Source organism: Cellulomonas sp. Y8 (assembly GCF_008033115.1).
In the GTDB taxonomy this organism is placed as follows: Bacteria; Actinomycetota; Actinomycetes; order Actinomycetales; family Cellulomonadaceae; genus Cellulomonas.
On the sequence record NZ_CP041203.1, the window covers coordinates 150,693 to 167,406 of the forward strand.

The window sequence follows — 16,714 nt, forward strand, 5'->3', positions numbered from 1 at the left end:
ACCGGGCCGCCGGCGGACCGGCGTCAGAACAGCGCGGGCTGCACCGCCCCGAGCAGCGCCCCCGCCAGCGCGCCCTCGGGCGTCTCGGCGCCGCGCCCGCCCGCGGGCCGCACCCGCCAGGGCGGTGGCGTCGGCGCCCGGCCGCCGGTCCGCGCCGACGACCCCGCGCCCGCACCCCCGCCCGCACGCGCTCCCGCACCGGCGCCGGCACCCGCGCCGGCCGGGGACCCGGCGCCCTCGAGCGGCGCCGCGGACGGCCCGTGCAGCCCGTACCGGCGGCGCAGCGGCCGCACCCGCTCCGACAGCCACCGGCGGTACTCCTCCGGCACGTAGGCGCCGTTCGCGTACAGCCGCCGGTAGTTCGGCACCAGCTCCGGCCGGTGCTCGGCGAGCCACTGCAGCATCAGCGGCCGCACCGGCCCGCGCAGGTGCAGCGGGATCGTCGTCACCCAGGACGCGCCGGCGTCGGCGAGGTCGCGGAACAGCCCGTCGAGGTGCGCCGTGGAGTCGGTGAGCCACGGCATGACCGGGGCCACCAGCACCCCGCACTCCAGCCCGGCCTCCCGCACGGCCCGGATCAGCCCGAGCCGGGCGCGCGGCGTCGGCGTGCCCGGCTCCATCGCCTGCTGCAGCGCCTCGTCGCCGATCGCGAGCGACACGGCCACGCTCACCCCGACCTCCCCCGCGGCCTCGGTCAGCAGCGGGATGTCCCGGCGCAGCAGGGTGCCCTTGGTGAGCAGCGACATCGGCGTGCCCGAGTGCGCGAGCGCGCCGATGATCCCGGGCATCAGCGCGTACCGCCCCTCGGCCCGCTGGTACGGGTCGGTGTTGGTCCCCAGCGCGACGTGCTCGTGCGTCCAGGACGGCCGGCGCAGCTCCGCGGTCAGCACGTCGACCACGTTGGTCTTCACGACGATCTGGGTCTGGAAGTCCTCGTCGGGGCCGAGGCCGAGGTACTCGTGCGTCGGACGGGCGAAGCAGTAGGTGCACGCGTGCAGACAGCCGCGCATCGGGTTCACGGTCCACCGGAACGGCATCGCCGACGCCTCGGGCCACCTTGTTGAGGGCCGACTTCGCGTGCACCTCGTGGAAGGTCACGCCCGCGAACTCCGGCGTGCGCACCGACCGCTGGTGACCCGCCAGCGCGAGGCCGGGCAGCGCCTGCGCCGCCTCCACCGCGATCCTCTGCCCGTCCCACCGCATGACACCGATTCGAACACGTGTTCGACATCCGCGCAAGCACCGGGTCCACCGGCCTGGGGACGGGCGGGAGCGGCACGCCGGAACGGGGCCCTGCGATGCCGGACCGCAGCAGGAAACTCAGCATGCTGGCCTTCCGGTTGCCGACCCGGCGCCGCCGACGCACCGTGGAGGCATGACCTCCGCGAACCCGGCCCAGCCCGCCCCGAGCCACCCCGCCCGCCGCGACGCAGCCGGCGCGGGCGGCGGCACCGCCGCAGGCGCCGGCCCCGCCACCCGAGGCTGGCCCGTCCTCGTCGGCCTGCTGCTGCTCAACGCCGTCGTCGCCTTCGGCGGCAGCCTCGCGTCGACGTCCGGCGTCGACGGCTGGTACGCCGACGCCGACAAGCCCGCGTGGACGCCGCCGAACTGGGTGTTCGGCCCGGTCTGGACGGTGCTCTACGTGGTGATGGCGGTGGCCGCCTGGCTGATCTGGCGGCGGCACGGCCGCGCGGCCACCACGGCCCTCGTCCTGTACGGCGTCCAGCTCGCGCTGAACGCCGCGTGGACGCCCGTGTTCTTCGGGGCGGAGCAGCTGGGCCTGGGTCTGGCGATCATCCTCGCCCTCGAGGTGGCGCTGGTCGCGACGATCGTCGCGTTCCACCGCCTGACCCCGTGGGTCGCCTGGCTGCTCGGTCCGTACCTGACGTGGGTGCTCTACGCCACGACGCTGAACGCGGGCCTCGCCGCCCTGGCATGAGGCCCGCGCCCGGGGGTCAGCCCTCCGCGGGGACCACCCGCGGCCACAGGTCCTCCATGGGCGGCGCCCAGGCCGCGGCGTCGGCGTCGACCTGCTCGCCCGACCGGATGTCCTTCACCTGGTCCGCGGCGCCGTCCTCGCCCGGGAACCAGACGAACGGGATCCCCCGTCGGTCGGCGTGCTTGATCTGCTTGCCGAACTTCGCGGCCGTCGGGGCGACCTCGACCGGCACGCCCCGGGCCCGCAGCGCGGTGGCGACCGCGTCCGACGCCGGCCGGCTCTCCTCCGACGTCACGGCGACCAGCACCGCCGCCGGCACGCCGCGGGTCGCGCGGACCAGGCCGCCCGACAGCAGCCGGGACACCAACCGCGACACGCCGATCGACAGCCCGACGCCCGGGTAGGTCTGCTTGCCGTCCGAGGCGAGCGTGTCGTACCGCCCGCCGGAGCAGATCGAGCCGAGCTGCTCGTGGCCGACCAGCACCGTCTCGTAGACCGACCCGGTGTAGTAGTCCAGCCCGCGGGCGATCTTGAGGTCGGCGACGACGACGCCCGGGGCGCGCACGGCGGCGGCCTCGATCAGCTGCCGCAGCTCGCCCAGGCCCTGCTCCATGAGCTCCGACACGATCCCGTGCTGCGCGGCCAGCACGCGCACCCGGTCGACGACGCCGGCGTCGCCGCCGGAGATCGCCGCGAGGTCGAGGCACGCCTGCGCCTGCTCGGGCGTCGCGCCGGTCTCGGCGACCAGCAGCCCGGCGACCTTCTCCGGGCCGATCTTGTCGAGCTTGTCGATGCTGCGCAGCACGCCCTCGACGTCGTCGAGACCGAGCCCGCGGTAGAAGCCCTCGGCCACCCGGCGGTTGTTGACGAGGATGCGCACCGGCGGCACGCCGATGTCACGCAGCGCGCCGAGCGCCTCCGCCATGACCAGCGGCAGGTCGACCTCGTAGTGGTACGGGAGGTCGCCCGCGCCGACGACGTCGATGTCCGCCTGCACGAACTCGCGGAACCGGCCGTCCTGGGGGCGCTCGCCGCGCCACACCTTCTGGATCTGGTAGCGCTGGAACGGGAACGCGAGGTGCCCGGCGTTCTCCAGCACGTAGCGCGCGAACGGCACCGTGAGGTCGAAGTGCAGGCCGAGCTGCCCGGAGCGGTCCTGCTCGGCGTCGGCGTCCTCCTGCAGCCGGCGCAGGACGTACACCTCCTTGGAGGTCTCGCCCTTGCGCAGCAGCTGGTCGAGCGGCTCGACCGCCCGGGTCTCGATCCCGGCGAACCCGTGCAGCTCGAAGGTGCGCCGCAGCGTGTCGAGCACGTGCTGCTCGACCACGCGGCCGTCGGGGAGCCACTCGGGGAAGCCGGAGAGAGGAGTCGGTCGTGCCATGCGGGTCAGTTTGCCAGGTACGGGTTGGTGGCCAGCTCCGCGTCCACCCGCGTGGCGGGCCCGTGGCCGGGCAGGACGTGCGTCTCCGCCGGCAGGGCGCCGACGACGTCGCGCAGGGTGGCCGCCATCGCGACCGGGTCGCCCCCGGGGAGGTCGGTGCGGCCGACCGACCCCGCGAACAGCACGTCGCCGGTGAACGCGACCCGGTCGTCGCCCGCGGCGAGCAGGTAGAGGGTCGAGCCCTCGGTGTGGCCGGGGGCGTGCCGGGCGACCAGGCTCACCGAACCGAGGTGGAGCTCGACGTCCGGGGTCCGGCCGGTGCCGCCACCGGAACCGCCGGCGTCGTCACCCGCTCCCCCGAACGGCGCCACCAGCGCCGGGTCGACCCTGCCGAAGGTCGCCGGGTCCAGCCCCGCCGCCGCGGCCGCCGACCGCAGCGCGCCCGCCACGCCGGGGTCGGCCGCCGCGCCGAGACCCAGCGTGCCGAGCGGGTCGGCCAGCCGGTACGCGTCCCGGGCGTGCAGCCGGAGCGGCACGCCCGCCTCGGCGGCGAGCACGCCGGCGTCCGCCACGTGGTCCGCGTGCCCGTGCGTCGCGACGACCCCGGCGACGCGCAGCCCGTGCTCGGCGACCGTGCGCCGCACCGCGTCCGCCACGCCGCCGCCGGGGTCCACGACCACGCAGTCCCCGTCGTCGGCCGCCACCACGTAGCAGGCCGCGGCGAAGACGGGGGCGGTCAGTCCGAGGATGCGCACCCGGCCACGCTAGCGGCGCCCGCGGGACCCCCGGCACGCACGCGCGGCGCGCGCGCGGCGCGCGCGTCACCCGCGCGACCACCGGCTGCCTAGACTGTCCGGCGGGCGCGGGCGCTCTGAGTGCCCGCGCTCGGGGGACCCGCCGACGCCGAGACCGAGGAGAGTGCGTGCCGTCCAGCAAGCGCGAGCGCGAGTACGAGCGCCGCCGGTACGAGAAGTGGCAGCAGCGCCAGGTGCAGAAGCACGCCCGCAAGCGGCGGCAGCAGATCGTCGCCGGCGCGGTCGTCGGCGTGCTCGTGCTCGGCGTGGGCATCACCGCCGCGCTCCTCGCCACCGGCGGGGACGACGACACCACCGCGGGCTCCGGCGCCACCGACGCCCCCACGGCCACGCAGACCACCGCCGCCGAGCGCCTCGGCAACGGCGGCGTGCTGCCCGACGCCGCGCTCGCCGAGGGCCGCGCCTGGACGGGCACGATCACGACCAGCCAGGGCGAGATCGGCGTCGAGCTGGACGGCGCGGCCGCCCCGCAGGCGGTCGCGAACTTCGTGACGCTGGCGCAGGAGGGCTACTTCGACGGCACCGACTGCCACCGGCTCACCACCAGCGGCATCTACGTGCTGCAGTGCGGCGACCCGACCGGTACCGGCACGGGCAGCCCCGGCTACGCGTTCGGCCCGATCGAGAACGCCCCCGCCGACGACGTCTACCCGGCCGGCACCATCGCGATGGCCCGCCAGGGCGGCAACGGCGAGTCGATGGGCAGCCAGTTCTTCCTCGTGTACGAGGACTCGACCATCCCGGCGGACGCCGCCGGGGGCTACACCGTGTTCGGCCGCATCACGTCGGGCCTCGACGTCGTGCAGGCAGTCGCTGACGCGGGCGTGAGCGGCGGTGCCTCGGACGGCACCCCGGCCACCCCCGTCACCATCGAGGGAGTGGAGACCCAGTGACCGAGACGCCCGACGAGCAGCAGCGCGCCCAGGACAGCGACGAGGCCGCCGTGGCCGCGACGCCCGCGGTCGGCGAGGCCGAGGTCCCCGCGACCGAGGCCCCCGCGGCCGACGACGCGCAGGTCCCCGCGACCGAGGTCCCCACGGCCGACGACGCCGAGGCCCCCGCGGCCGAGGAGCACCCGGCGGAGGACGCCCCCGCGGCGGCCGAGCAGGCCGCTCCCGCCGACGAGGACGCCGGGTCGATCGAGGAGCCGGCCGCTCCCGCCGACGAGGACGGCGCGCCGGAGGCCGCCGAGGCCGAGGCCGCCGTGGAGCCCGAGGCCGCCGAGACCGAGGCCCCGGAGGCGCAGGACGCCGAGCCTGCGGCCGAGCCGGCCCCCGCCGCGGCCGCGCCGACCCCCGCGACCGCCCCGCGGCCGAGCGCCCCGAAGCCCAGCGCCATGCGCCCCCGCCCGCGCCCGAGCGCCCCGTCGGCCCCGGCCGGCGCGGCCGCGTCCGGCGAGGCCCCGGCCGCCCCCGCGACCCCCGTGGTCCCGGTGCCGGTGGCCGACGACTCGGCGGAGGCGGCCGCCGCGGCCGGCTTCGGCCGGGTCGACGAGGAGGGCACCGTCTACGTCCGCGAGGCCGCGGGCGAGCGCGTCGTGGGCCAGTTCCCCGGCGCGTCGGCCGACGAGGCGCTGGCGCTGTACGTGCGCCGGTTCCTCGACCTGCAGGCGAAGGTCGCGCTGTTCGAGGCGCGGCTCACCGCGACGGACCTCGCGGTCAAGGAGATCGACCAGACGCTCACGCGCCTGACCGAGGAGACCGCCGAGCCGGCCGCCGTCGGCGATCTGGACGGTCTGCGCGCCCGCCTGGACGGGCTGCGCGCGGCTGCCGCCGAGCGTCGCGCGGCGGTCGAGGCCGAGCGGTCCGCCGCCCGCCAGGCCGCGCTGGAGGCCCGCACGCAGATCGTCGAGCGCGCGGAGAAGATCGCCACGACCGACCCTGCGCGCATGCAGTGGCGTCCGGCGGGCGAGCAGCTCCGGGCCCTGCTCGAGGAGTGGAAGGAGGCGCAGCGCTCCGGCCCGCGCGTCGACCGCACCTCCGAGGAGGCGCTCTGGAAGCGGTTCAGCCACGCGCGCACGACGTTCGACCGCGAGCGTCGGCACTACTTCGCCGAGCTGGAGTCCCGGAACGCCGGGGCGAAGGCCGCGAAGGAGGAGATCGTCCGCGAGGCCGAGCGCCTGTCCTCCAGCACCGAGTGGGGCCCGACCGCCGGCGCGTACCGCGACCTCATGGCGCGGTGGAAGGCCGCCGGCCGCGCGAGCCGGTCGGACGACGACGCGCTGTGGGCCCGGTTCCGCGCCGCGCAGGACACGTTCTTCCACGCCCGTGACGAGCTCAACGCCGCCACGGACCGGGAGTACGGCGCGAACCTGGAGGTCAAGGAGGCGCTGCTGGTCGAGGCCGAGGCGATCGACCCGGCGAAGGGGCTCGGCCAGGCCAAGGCCGCGCTGCGCTCGATCCAGGACCGCTGGGAGGCCGCGGGCAAGGTGCCGCGCGGCGACATCCAGCGCGTCGAGGGCCGGCTGCGCGCCGTCGAGGCGAAGGTCCGCGACGCCGACCAGGCCGAGTGGCGCCGCACGAACCCCGAGACCCGCGCGCGGGCCGAGGGTGCGCTCGCGCAGCTCGAGAACGCGATCGCGCAGCTCGAGGCCGACCTGGCGAAGGCCCAGGCCGGGGGCGACGCCCGCAAGGTCGCCGACGCGCAGGCCGCGCTCGACGCCCGCCGGTCCTGGCTGGAGCAGGTGCAGCGGGCCGCGGACGAGTCCCGGGGCTGACGCCCGTCCACAGCCGGTGCCGGTCGCCCCTCGCCACGCGCGGGGGTCGACCGGCATCGTGCTGCGGGTGACGTCCCGACCGGCTCCCCCGCCCGACCACGCCCAGCCCGGCCACGCCCCGCCCGGCCACCCCCCGCCCGCACCGCGCACCGCCGCCCGGCTGCCGTCCACCCCCCTCGTCCGCCCCGGCGACGTCGGTCCGGTCGCCTGGCACCTGCTGCTGCGCGACGGGCAGCTCGTGCCGCTGCGCGAGGACGTCGCCCTGCCCGCCGACGTGCGCCCGACGCCGGCGCTGCGGGCCGCGGCCCTGGCACCGCTCGTCCCCGCGCGGTGCGCCGTCGCGCGGGCCGCGGCGGTCTGGGTGCACGTCGGCGGCACCCCGCCCGGGAGGGTCGACGTCGTCGCACCTCCCGGCGCCCGCGTCCCCGACCCGGCTCCGGGCCGGACGGGCGCGACAGCGAGCCTGCCGGACGCCGACGTCGTGCTGCTCGGCGGCGTGCGCGTGACGACGCCGCGCCGCACGGCCGTCGACCTGCTGAGCCAGGACCCGCCGGGGCTGGCGCTCCCGCTCGTCGCGCGGCTGGGCGCGGCGGGCGTCGACGCGGCGCGGGTGCGCGCCGACGTCGCGGCGGCGTCCGGGCGGCGCGGGGTGCGGGCCGCGGCGGCGCTGCTCCCGGCGCTGGAGGACGCCGTCGCCGGCGCCGACCGGACCGCCGGTGCCGCTACGCGTCGACGGCCGGCTGCTCCGCCTTGGCGCCCGTGATCCGGTAGACGTCGAACACGCCCTCCACCTTGCGCACGGCCGCCAGCACGGACGCGAGGTGCGACGGCTCCGCCATCTCGAACACGAACCGCGACATCGCGACGCGGTCCCGCGAGGTCGACACCGACGCCGACAGGATGTTGACGTGGTGGTCGGACAGCACCCGGGTGATGTCGGACAGCAGCCGGCTGCGGTCCAGCGCCTCGACCTGGATCTGCACGAGGAACAGCGCGGTGCTCCCCTGGCTCCACTCGACGTCGACCATGCGCTCGGGCTGGGCCCGCAGCGCGGTGACGTTGATGCAGTCCGACCGGTGCACGCTGACGCCCTGGCCGCGGGTGACGAACCCGATGATGTCGTCGCCCGGCACGGGGGTGCAGCACTTGGCGAGCTTCACCCAGATGTCGTCCACGCCCTTGACGACCACGCCCGGGTCGCCGGTGCGGACGCGGCGCGCGGTCTGGCCCGGGCGGGCGACCTCGGCGATGTCCTCCTCGGCGCCCGGCTCGCCGCCCATGGCGTGCACGAGCCGCTGCACGACGGTGGCCGCGGACACCTGGCCCTCGCCGATCGCCGCGTACAGGGCCGAGACGTCGGCGTACCGCATCTCGTTCGCGAGCGCGACGAGCGACTCGTGGGACAGCAGGCGCTGGATCGGCAGGTTCTGCTTGCGCATCGCCTTGGCGATGGCGTCCTTGCCGTGCTCGATCGCCTCCTCGCGCCGCTCCTTGGTGAACCACTGACGGATCTTGTTGCGCGCGCGGGGGCTGGTGACGAACCCGAGCCAGTCGCGGGACGGCCCGGCGGTCTCGGACTTCGAGGTGAACACCTCGATGACGTCGCCGTTCTCCAGCGTCGAGTCGAGCGGGACGAGCCGGCCGTTGACCCGCGCGCCCATCGTGCGGTGCCCGACCTCGGTGTGCACCGCGTACGCGAAGTCGACCGGGGTGGCGCCCGCGGGCAGTGCCATGACGTCGCCCTTGGGCGTGAAGACGTAGACCTCGCCGTCGGCGATCTCGAACCGCAGCGAGTCCAGGAACTCCGAGGGGTCCGCGGTCTCCTTCTGCCAGTCGACGAGCTGGCGCAGCCACGCCATGTCGTTGCCGTCGGCGTCGCCCCCGGCGCCCTTGGCGTTCTCCTTGTACTTCCAGTGCGCCGCGACGCCGTACTCCGCGCGCCGGTGCATGTCGTGCGTGCGGATCTGGATCTCGACCGGCTTGCCGCCCGGGCCGATCACCGTCGTGTGCAGCGACTGGTAGAGGTTGAACTTGGGCATCGCGATGTAGTCCTTGAACCGGCCCGGGACCGGGTTCCACCGCGCGTGCAGCGCACCCAGCGCCGCGTAGCAGTCCCGCACCGTGTCGACCAGGACGCGCACGCCCACCAGGTCGTAGATGTCGGCGAAGTCGCGACCCCGCACGATCATCTTCTGGTAGATCGAGTAGTAGTGCTTCGGCCGGCCGGTGACCGTCGCCTTGATCTTCGCGCTGCGCAGGTCGGCGCCGACCTGCTCGCGGACCACGGCGAGGTACTCCTCGCGGGCCGGCGCGCGCTCGGCGACCAGGTGCACGATCTCGTCGTAGACCTTCGGGTAGAGCGTCGAGAACGACAGGTCCTCGAGCTCCCACTTGATCGTGTTCATGCCGAGGCGGTGCGCCAGCGGCGCGTAGATCTCGAGGGTCTCGCGGGCCTTCTTCTCGGCCGACGCCGCGGGGACGAACTTCCAGGTGCGCGCGTTGTGCAGCCGGTCGGCGAGCTTGATGACCAGCACCCGGATGTCCTTGGACATCGCGACGACCATCTTGCGCACGGTCTCGGCCTGCGCGGCGTCGCCGTAGGTCACCTTGTCGAGCTTGGTGACGCCGTCGACCAGCATCGCGATCTCGGGGCCGTACTCCGTGCGGAGCTGGTCCAGCGAGTAGGACGTGTCCTCGACGGTGTCGTGCAGCAGCGCCGCGGCGAGCGTCGGGGGCGTCATCCCGAGCTCGGCGAGGATGGTGGCGACGGCCACCGGGTGCGTGATGTACGGGTCGCCGCTCTTGCGCAGCTGGCCGCGGTGCGCGGCCTCCGCCGTGACGTAGGCGCGCTCGATCAGGCTGAGGTCGGCCCTGGGGTGGTTCGTCCGGACGGCCTGGAGCAGCGGCTCGATCACGGGCGACTGCTGGGGCCCGCGGATCTGCCCGAACCGGGCGAGGCGCGACCGCACGCGGCTGGTGCCGCCCGTGGTCGCGGGCGCCTCCGGCCGTGCATCGGGTCCTGCCGAGGTCCGTGGCTCCGCCATCCGCGCCTCCCGCCGTGCCGGGTCGAGCCCGGCTGTCCGCCACCGCGCGGCCGGACGGACCGGACGCGCTGTCGATCCGCACGATTCTACGGCGTCGCCGCCGTGCACCGCGTCACGGGCGCGCAGCACGACGCCGCCGGCACCGGGGAGCGGTGCCGGCGGCGTCGGAGACGCGGATCAGACCGCGAGCAGCGCGTCCACGTGCCGCCCCGCGAGCCGCGACCGGCCCGGCAGGAACGTCAGGTCCATGAGGAAGGACAGGCCCACGACCTCGGCCCCGCACTCCTCCAGCAGCTCGACGGTCGCCTGCGCGGTGCCGCCCGTGGCGAGCACGTCGTCGACCACCAGCACGCGCGAGCCGGCCGGGACCGTGAACGGGTGCAGCTCGACCGAGGCCGCGCCGTACTCGAGCTCGTAGTCCCGCCGGGCGGTGGGCCCGGGCAGCTTGCCGGCCTTGCGCACCGGCAGGAAGCCGGCGCCCAGCGCCATGGCGACCGGCGCCGCGAGGATGAACCCCCGCGCCTCCATGCCGGCGACCAGGTCGACGGGGCCAGGGACGCGGGCGGCCATCTCGCGCACGACGGCGTCGAACGCCGGGCCGTCCGCGAGCAGCGGGGTGATGTCCTTGAACACCACGCCCGGCGTCGGGTAGTCGGGCACGCTGCGCACGAGCTCCTCGACCCGGTCGACGAGCGCCTGGCCCGTCAGCCCGAGGTGCTGCCCGCTCACGTCCTGCACGCCGCTCATCGCCGGCCCTTCTTCCTGCGCGGCTGCGCCGCGACTCCCTGGTGACCGCCCGGGCGCACCTGTCCGGTGAACCGCGCGACCGCGACCTCCTCCGAGGACGCGTCCTCGTCCAGCCCGCCCTCGGCGAGCCGCCCGCGGGCGGCCAGCACCTTCGCGGTGTGCTCGCGGATGGGCTGCTCGCGCAGGCGGAGCACCACCTCGAGCGGCGTCGCCAGGAAGATCGACGAGAACGCGCCGACGATCATGCCGACGAACAGCGCGAGCGCGATGTCGCGCAGCGTGCCGGCGCCGAGGACGAACGCCCCGATGAACAGGATGCCCGCGACCGGCAGCAGCGCCACGACCGAGGTGTTGATCGAGCGCACCAGCGTCTGGTTGACGGCGAGGTTCGCGCGCTCCTCGTAGGTGGCGCGGGTCTGGTCGGTGATGCCGACGGTGTTCTCGCGGACCTTGTCGAACACCACGACGGTGTCGTAGATCGAGTACCCGAGGATCGTGAGGAAGCCGATCACCGTCGCCGGCGTGACCTCCCAGCCGACCGCGGCGTACACGCCGGCGGTGATGACGATGTCGTGGAACAGCGCGACGATCGCGGCGACGGCCATGCGCCAGTTCCGGAAGTACACCGTCATGACGATGCTGACGAGCACGAGGAACACGATCAGCGAGGTCGCGGCCTTCTTCGACACGTCCGCGCCCCAGGTCGGGCCGATGAACGCGCTCGCCACGTCGTCGTCGGACACGCCGTACGCGTCCTCGAGCGCCGTGCGGACCTGGGTCACCTGGTCGTTGGTGAGCTCCGAGGTCTGGATCCGCAGCGTGGACGAGCCGACGTTGCTGACGCGCGGCACCTCCTCCGGCGCGATCTCGGTGACCGCGTCGATGGCGGGCTGCTGGTCCGTGGTCGACACGTTCGACACGGTGAACTGCGAGCCGCCGCGGAACTCGATGCCCGGGTGCAGGCCCGGCTTGAAGAGCAGCACGACGGAGAGCAGCACGAGGATCCCGGAGATCAGGAACCAGGTGCGGCGCCGGCCGACGATGTCGTACGAGCGGCGGCCCGTGTACAGGTCGTTGCCCCACTGGGCGAAGTTGACGGCCATCAGGACTCGCTCCCCTCGGTGCGTCGCGCGGCGGGGGTGCTGCCGTCGGGTTCCTCGTCGGTGTCGGTGGTGCCGGTGGTCCCGGCGTCGGCGGGCGCGTCGGCGCCTGCCTCCGCCTCGGTCTGCGCGGCGCGCGCGGCGGCGCGGCGCTCCGCGATCGTGCCGCCCGCGCCGACCGGGGCCGCGACCAGCGTCGAGGTCCGGGCGCCGAGGTCGGCGGGCTCCTCCGCGGGGGCGTCGGCGTCCGCCCGGCGGCCCGTCACCACGCGGCCGCGGCCGACGTAGCGGGTCGACTCGGGCGCGCCCAGCCGGCGCGGGTCGAGGCCGGACAGCGGGTGGCCGCTGCCGAAGAACCGGGTCTTCGCGATCAGCTTCATCACCGGGTGGGTGAAGGTGAACACGATGAGCAGGTCGAGCAGCGTGGTCAGGCCGAGGGTGAACGCGAAGCCGCGCACCGAGCCGACGGCCAGGAAGTAGAGGACCACGGCGGCCAGGAAGTTCACCGCGTCGGACGCCAGGATCGTGCGGCGCGCGCGCTCCCAGGCCCGGTCCACGGCGGCGACCAGGGTCCGGCCCTCGCGCAGCTCGTCGCGGATCCGCTCGAAGTACACGATGAACGAGTCCGCGGTGATGCCGATGGCGACGATCAACCCGGCGACGCCGGGCAGCGACAGCCGGTAGCCCTGCGTCCAGGACAGCAGCGTGATCACGCCGTACGTGAGCACCGCCGCGATGACCAGGGACGCGACCGTCACCAGGCCGAGCGCGCGGTACTGGAACAGCGAGTAGATGACGACCAGGATCAGGCCGATGAGGCCGGCGATCAGGCCCTTCTCCAGCTGCTCGGAGCCGAGCGTCGCGGAGATCTGCTCCTCGCTCTGCACCTCGAAGCTCAGCGGCAGCGCGCCGAACTTGAGCTGGTTGGCGAGGGCCGTCGCGGAGTCCCGGGTGAACGAGCCGGAGATCTCCGCCTTGCCGTCCGAGATGATGACGCCCGGGTCGAGCGACGGGGCCGAGATGACCAGGCCGTCGAGCACGATCGCGAACTGGTTCTGCGGCGAGGACAGGCCCTGCAGCCGCTCGGTGACGTCCGCGAACTGGCGGGTGCCGGTGCGGTCGAACTCCAGGTTCACGGCCCAGTTGTTGGTGACCGCGCCGGACTGGCTGACCTGCAGGCCGGAGCTGGCGTTGGCGATGTGCGAGCCCTCGACCTCGACGGGGCCGAGGACGTACTTGACGGTGCCGTCCGGGTCGCAGGTGACCATCGCCGCGTCGGCCGCGACCTGCTTGCCGCCCGTGAGGTTCGCGGGGTCGGTGCAGTCGAGGGCGTCGTACTCCGCCTGCACGGCGGGGGTGATGTAGTACTCGGCGTCGCTCGCGGAGTCCGGGGCCGCCTTCGTCGGCTGGTCCGAGGGCTCCGTGGCGCCGTCCGTGGGGCTGGCCGACGGGGTCGCCGTGGGCGTCGCCGCGCCGTAGGTCAGGACCGGCCGGAACTCCATCTGCGCGGAGGTGCGGACGAGGTCCAGCGTCTCCTCGCTCGGGCGGCCCGGGAGGGCCACGACGATGTTGGACCCGCCCTGCGAGCTGATCTCCGCCTCGGCCACGCCGGACGAGTCGACGCGCTGGCGGATGACCTCGATCGCCTGGGCGATGGTCTCCGACGTGACGCGGGACTCGTCCTGGGCGACCGGCGCCAGGATGAGCTGGGTGCCGCCCTCGAGGTCGAGGGCGAGCTTGGGCGTCCAGGTCGCGTCCGACAGCTTGGTGCCGGCGAAGATCGCGCCGAACACGGCGACCGTGATCACGGCGAGCGTGAGCAGGATGCGCGCCGGGTGGCGGCGGCGTGTGGGTGGGGCCAACGGACCGTCTTCTCTCGTGCGCGCACCGCCCGCGGACGGCGGGCGGTGCGGATGAAGGGCGTCCCTCCCCCGCCTGCGGCGGGGGTGGGACGCCCGGTCGACTACTGCTGGGGCTTCTTGGTGCTGTCGGGGCCCTCGTCGTCCCGCGGCGGCTGCAGCGAGGAGAGGTCGTCCGGGACGTCGATCCGGCCCGGCGGGATGGCGCCCGGCTCGTCGCGCCACTCGGCGTCGTCGCCGTCGACCTCGTCGGCCTCGTCCTCGTCGGCCACCGGCGGCTCGACCAGGCGCGCGATCGCGGCCTTGATCCACACGGACTGCTGGCCGGGCGTCGACTCGAGGGTGACCTCGTCGCCGTCGACCTCGACGACCGTGCCGTACATGCCGGAGCCGGTCATCACCCGCTGGCCGGGCTGCAGGTTGTCGCGGAAGCTGAGCTGCTCCCGCTGCGCCTTGCGCTGGCGGCTGGACAGCAGCCACATCGCCCCGAGGCCGATGACGAGGATGATGAGGAAGGTCGGGTCCACGAAGAAACAGCTCCTGACTGCGTACGACGTCGGCCGCAGTCTAGGCGCCACGGCTCCGGGCTCCTAACGACCGCGGGCGCGCGCCGGTTCCCTGTGCGGGACCTGCTCGTGCCGCCGCGGCGCGCGGGGGTCTCAGCCGAACAGCGTATCCGCCGGGGTCGGGGCGGACAGCCCCAGGTGCGCCCACGCCTCGGGCGTCGCGACGCGACCGCGCGGGGTCCGCCCGATCAGCCCCTCGCGCACCAGGAACGGCTCGGCGACGGTCTCGACGGTCTCCGGCTCCTCGCCCACCGCGACCGCCAGCGTGGTGAGCCCGACCGGGCCGCCGCCGAACCGGGTGCACAGCGCCGTGAGCACGGACCGGTCGAGCCGGTCGAGGCCGCGGCGGTCCACCTCGTACACCTCGAGCGCCGCGCGGGCCGCGTCGAGCGACAGCGTGCCGTCGCCCCGGACCTGCGCCCAGTCCCGCACCCGGCGCAGCAGCCGGTTGGCGATGCGCGGGGTGCCGCGGGACCGGGAGGCGATCTCGGCGGCCGCCTCGTGCGCCAGCGGCACGCCCAGCAGGCCCGCGGACCGGACCAGCACCCGCTCCAGCTCGTCGTCCGCGTAGAAGTCGAGGTGCCCCGTGAACCCGAACCGGTCGCGCAGCGGCGCCGGGAGCAGGCCGGCGCGGGTCGTGGCGCCGACGACGGTGAACGGCGGCAGCGCCAGCGGGATCGCGCTCGCGCCCGCGCCCTTGCCCACGACGACGTCGACCCGGAAGTCCTCCATCGCGACGTAGAGCAGCTCCTCGGCGGGCCGAGCGAGGCGGTGGATCTCGTCGATGAACAGCACCTCGTTCTCCTCCAGGGAGGAGAGGATCGCGGCGAGGTCGCCGGCGTGCTGGATCGCGGGGCCGCTGGTGACGCGCAGCGAGGTGCCGAGCTCGGCCGCGATGATCATGGCGAGCGTCGTCTTGCCGAGCCCGGGCGGGCCGGACAGCAGGACGTGGTCGGGGGCCCGGCCGCGGCCGAGGGCGGCCTGCAGCACGAGCGACAGCTGCTCGCGCACGACCTTCTGGCCCACGAACTCGTCGAGGTGCCGCGGCCGCAGCGCCGCCTCGGCGGCACGCTCCAGGTCGTCGGCGCCGGGGCGTACGACCGAGTCCGCCGGGTCGACGTCCACGCCGAGGTCGACCTCGTCAGCCACGGCCGCCGCCCAGGGTGCGCAGCGCCGCGCGCAGCACGCCCGCGACCTCGGCCTCCCCCACCGGCTCGTCGCTGCCGTCGAGGACGGCGGCGACCGCGTCGGCGGCGGCCTTCTGGTTCCAGCCCAGGCCCACGAGCGCGTCGACCACCTGGTCGCGGCGGTCGGCGCGGCCCGCGGGCGCCGCGGAGCCGCCGGCGAGCGCGACCGGGGCCGGGGCGCCGAGCCGGTCCGCGAGCTCCAGCACGATCCGCTGCGCGCCCTTCTGCCCGATGCCCGGCACCCGCTTGAGCGCGGCCAGGTCCTCGGTGGCGACCGCGCGGCGCAGCCCGTCCGGGGTGTGCACCGCGAGCATCGCCAGCGCGAGCCGCGGGCCCACGCCGCTGACCTGCTGCAGCACCTCGAAGACCTCGCGCTCGTCGTCGTCGGCGAACCCGAACAGGGTCAGCGACTCCTCGCGCACCACCAGCGAGGTGTGCAGCGTGGCGGTCGCCCCGACCCGCAGGCCCGCGAGCGTCGCCGGGGTCGCCTGCACGAGCATGCCGACGCCGCCGACCTCCACGACGGCGGCGTCCAGCCGCACGGCCTGCACGGTCCCGTGCACCGAGGCGATCACTCCGGCTCCTCCCAGTCGCGGCGGGCGCGGGACCGGCGTGGCCGGGCGCCCGCCGTGCAGTCTGCCACGCGTGCGAACAGGTGTACGAACGACACGCGGCCGCGGGTCAGCGGGACGGGACCCGGCGGGCCGCCTGCTCGGCCTGGGCCCAGGCGCGCTGCGCCGCCGTCATCGAGCCCGGGGCGCGCTGGGGGGCGCCGACCGCGCCGGCCGGGCGCCACAGGTGGCAGATCGCCAGGGCGAGCGCGTCGGCGGCGTCGGCGGGCCGCGGCAGCTCGTCGAGGGACAGCAGCCGCTGCACCATCGCCTGCACCTGCGGCTTCTCGGCCCGGCCGCTGCCCGTGACGGCGGCCTTGACCTCGGACGGCGTGTGCATCGCGACCGGGATCTTCCGGCGCGCCGCCGCGAGCATCGCGATGCCGGCGACCTGGGCGGTGCCCATCACGGTGCTGACGTTGTGCTGCGCGAACACCCGCTCGACCGCCAGCGCGTCGGGGGCGTGCTCCTCGAGCCACTCGTCGATGGTCGCGGCGATGACGAGCAGCCGCTGGTCGATGTCGGCGGCCGGCGCGCTCTGCGCGACCCCGACGGCCACCATCCGCACCTTCCGGCCGGGCAGCCCGTCGACCACGCCCAGCCCGCAGCGGGTGAGTCCGGGGTCCACACCGAGTACGCGCACGCCCCCATCCTCCCAGCCGCCCGCGGTGGAAGGTTGTGACGGACACGCCCACGGCGTGTCCGTCACAACCTTCCACTGTCGAGGTGCGCGGGCGGACCGGGCGGAC

The 16,714-nt window shown here is 75.3% G+C and carries 14 protein-coding genes and 1 pseudogene; 4 read left to right on the plus strand and 11 right to left on the minus strand.

What is annotated here, in order from left to right:
• Positions 1–23 precede the first annotated feature (23 nt).
• Positions 24–1,203, minus strand: a pseudogene (locus FKM96_RS00705) (Rv2578c family radical SAM protein).
• 172 nt (positions 1,204–1,375) lie between these two features.
• Between FKM96_RS00705 and FKM96_RS00710 the strand changes: the two are divergent.
• Complete coding sequence (locus FKM96_RS00710; protein ID WP_147793640.1) at positions 1,376–1,939, plus strand: TspO/MBR family protein; 564 nt, start codon at positions 1,376–1,378, stop codon at positions 1,937–1,939.
• A 16-nt stretch (positions 1,940–1,955) separates the two neighbouring features.
• Here FKM96_RS00710 and hisS read toward each other — a convergent pair whose 3' ends face one another.
• The gene (gene hisS / locus FKM96_RS00715) at positions 1,956–3,320 is read right to left on the minus strand and encodes a histidine--tRNA ligase (protein WP_147793641.1); all 1,365 of its coding nucleotides are present in this window, start codon (positions 3,318–3,320) and stop codon (positions 1,956–1,958) included.
• Positions 3,321–3,325: 5 nt separating this feature from the next.
• Positions 3,326–4,075, minus strand: a complete 750-nt coding sequence (locus FKM96_RS00720) for an MBL fold metallo-hydrolase (RefSeq protein WP_147793642.1) — start codon at positions 4,073–4,075, stop codon at positions 3,326–3,328.
• A 167-nt stretch (positions 4,076–4,242) separates the two neighbouring features.
• Between FKM96_RS00720 and FKM96_RS00725 the strand changes: the two genes are divergently transcribed.
• The 3 genes from FKM96_RS00725 (at position 4,243) to FKM96_RS00735 (ending at position 7,614) form a co-directional block, all read left to right on the plus strand.
• Positions 4,243–5,028, plus strand: coding sequence for a peptidylprolyl isomerase (locus FKM96_RS00725; protein ID WP_147793643.1), 786 nt, complete (start codon positions 4,243–4,245; stop codon positions 5,026–5,028).
• Positions 5,025–6,851, plus strand: coding sequence for a DUF349 domain-containing protein (locus FKM96_RS00730; protein WP_246855115.1), 1,827 nt, complete (start codon positions 5,025–5,027; stop codon positions 6,849–6,851). Before FKM96_RS00725 ends, FKM96_RS00730 begins: the two co-directional genes overlap by 4 nt.
• 67 nt (positions 6,852–6,918) lie before the next feature.
• A complete protein-coding gene (locus FKM96_RS00735) occupies positions 6,919–7,614 on the plus strand; it encodes a hypothetical protein (protein WP_147793644.1) in 696 nt (231 codons plus the stop codon).
• Here FKM96_RS00735 and FKM96_RS00740 read toward each other — a convergent pair.
• The 8 genes from FKM96_RS00740 to ruvC all read right to left on the minus strand — a co-directional run bounded on the left by FKM96_RS00740 (position 7,574) and on the right by ruvC (position 16,608).
• Positions 7,574–9,895, minus strand: coding sequence for a bifunctional (p)ppGpp synthetase/guanosine-3',5'-bis(diphosphate) 3'-pyrophosphohydrolase (locus FKM96_RS00740; RefSeq protein ID WP_147793645.1), 2,322 nt, complete (start codon positions 9,893–9,895; stop codon positions 7,574–7,576). The two genes, FKM96_RS00735 and FKM96_RS00740, sit on opposite strands and share 41 nt — an antisense overlap.
• Positions 9,896–10,072: 177 nt before the next feature.
• Positions 10,073–10,642, minus strand: a complete 570-nt coding sequence (locus FKM96_RS00745; protein ID WP_147793646.1) for an adenine phosphoribosyltransferase — start codon at positions 10,640–10,642, stop codon at positions 10,073–10,075.
• Entirely contained in the window at positions 10,639–11,745 is a 1,107-nt protein-coding gene (gene secF, locus FKM96_RS00750; RefSeq protein WP_147793647.1) for a protein translocase subunit SecF, read from the minus strand. Before secF ends, FKM96_RS00745 begins: the two co-directional genes overlap by 4 nt.
• A complete protein-coding gene (gene secD, locus FKM96_RS00755; protein WP_147793648.1) occupies positions 11,745–13,604 on the minus strand; it encodes a protein translocase subunit SecD in 1,860 nt (619 codons plus the stop codon). Before secD ends, secF begins: the two co-directional genes overlap by 1 nt.
• Before the next feature lie 101 nt (positions 13,605–13,705).
• Positions 13,706–14,128 (minus strand): preprotein translocase subunit YajC, encoded by a 423-nt coding sequence (yajC, locus tag FKM96_RS00760; protein ID WP_147793649.1) that lies wholly within the window; start codon positions 14,126–14,128, stop codon positions 13,706–13,708.
• Positions 14,129–14,260: 132 nt separating this feature from the next.
• Entirely contained in the window at positions 14,261–15,316 is a 1,056-nt protein-coding gene (gene ruvB / locus FKM96_RS00765; RefSeq protein ID WP_371300468.1) for a Holliday junction branch migration DNA helicase RuvB, read from the minus strand.
• Positions 15,309–15,929, minus strand: a complete 621-nt coding sequence (ruvA, locus tag FKM96_RS00770) for a Holliday junction branch migration protein RuvA (RefSeq protein WP_147793650.1) — start codon at positions 15,927–15,929, stop codon at positions 15,309–15,311. The genes ruvB and ruvA overlap by 8 nt, the downstream gene beginning before the upstream one ends.
• Before the next feature lie 106 nt (positions 15,930–16,035).
• The gene (gene ruvC, locus FKM96_RS00775) at positions 16,036–16,608 is read right to left on the minus strand and encodes a crossover junction endodeoxyribonuclease RuvC (RefSeq protein WP_147793651.1); all 573 of its coding nucleotides are present in this window, start codon (positions 16,606–16,608) and stop codon (positions 16,036–16,038) included.
• Positions 16,609–16,714 lie beyond the last annotated feature (106 nt).

Bases quoted from the DNA above. Each gene is read 5' to 3' on its own strand.
- hisS (WP_147793641.1), bottom strand. From the start codon at position 3,320: ATGGCACGACCGACTCCTCTCTCCGGCTTCCCCGAGTGGCTCCCCGAC.
- FKM96_RS00745 (WP_147793646.1), bottom strand. From the start codon at position 10,642: ATGAGCGGCGTGCAGGACGTGAGCGGGCAGCACCTCGGGCTGACGGGC.
- secF (WP_147793647.1), bottom strand. From the start codon at position 11,745: ATGGCCGTCAACTTCGCCCAGTGGGGCAACGACCTGTACACGGGCCGC.
- FKM96_RS00740 (WP_147793645.1), bottom strand. From the start codon at position 9,895: ATGGCGGAGCCACGGACCTCGGCAGGACCCGATGCACGGCCGGAGGCG.
- FKM96_RS00710 (WP_147793640.1), top strand. From the start codon at position 1,376: ATGACCTCCGCGAACCCGGCCCAGCCCGCCCCGAGCCACCCCGCCCGC.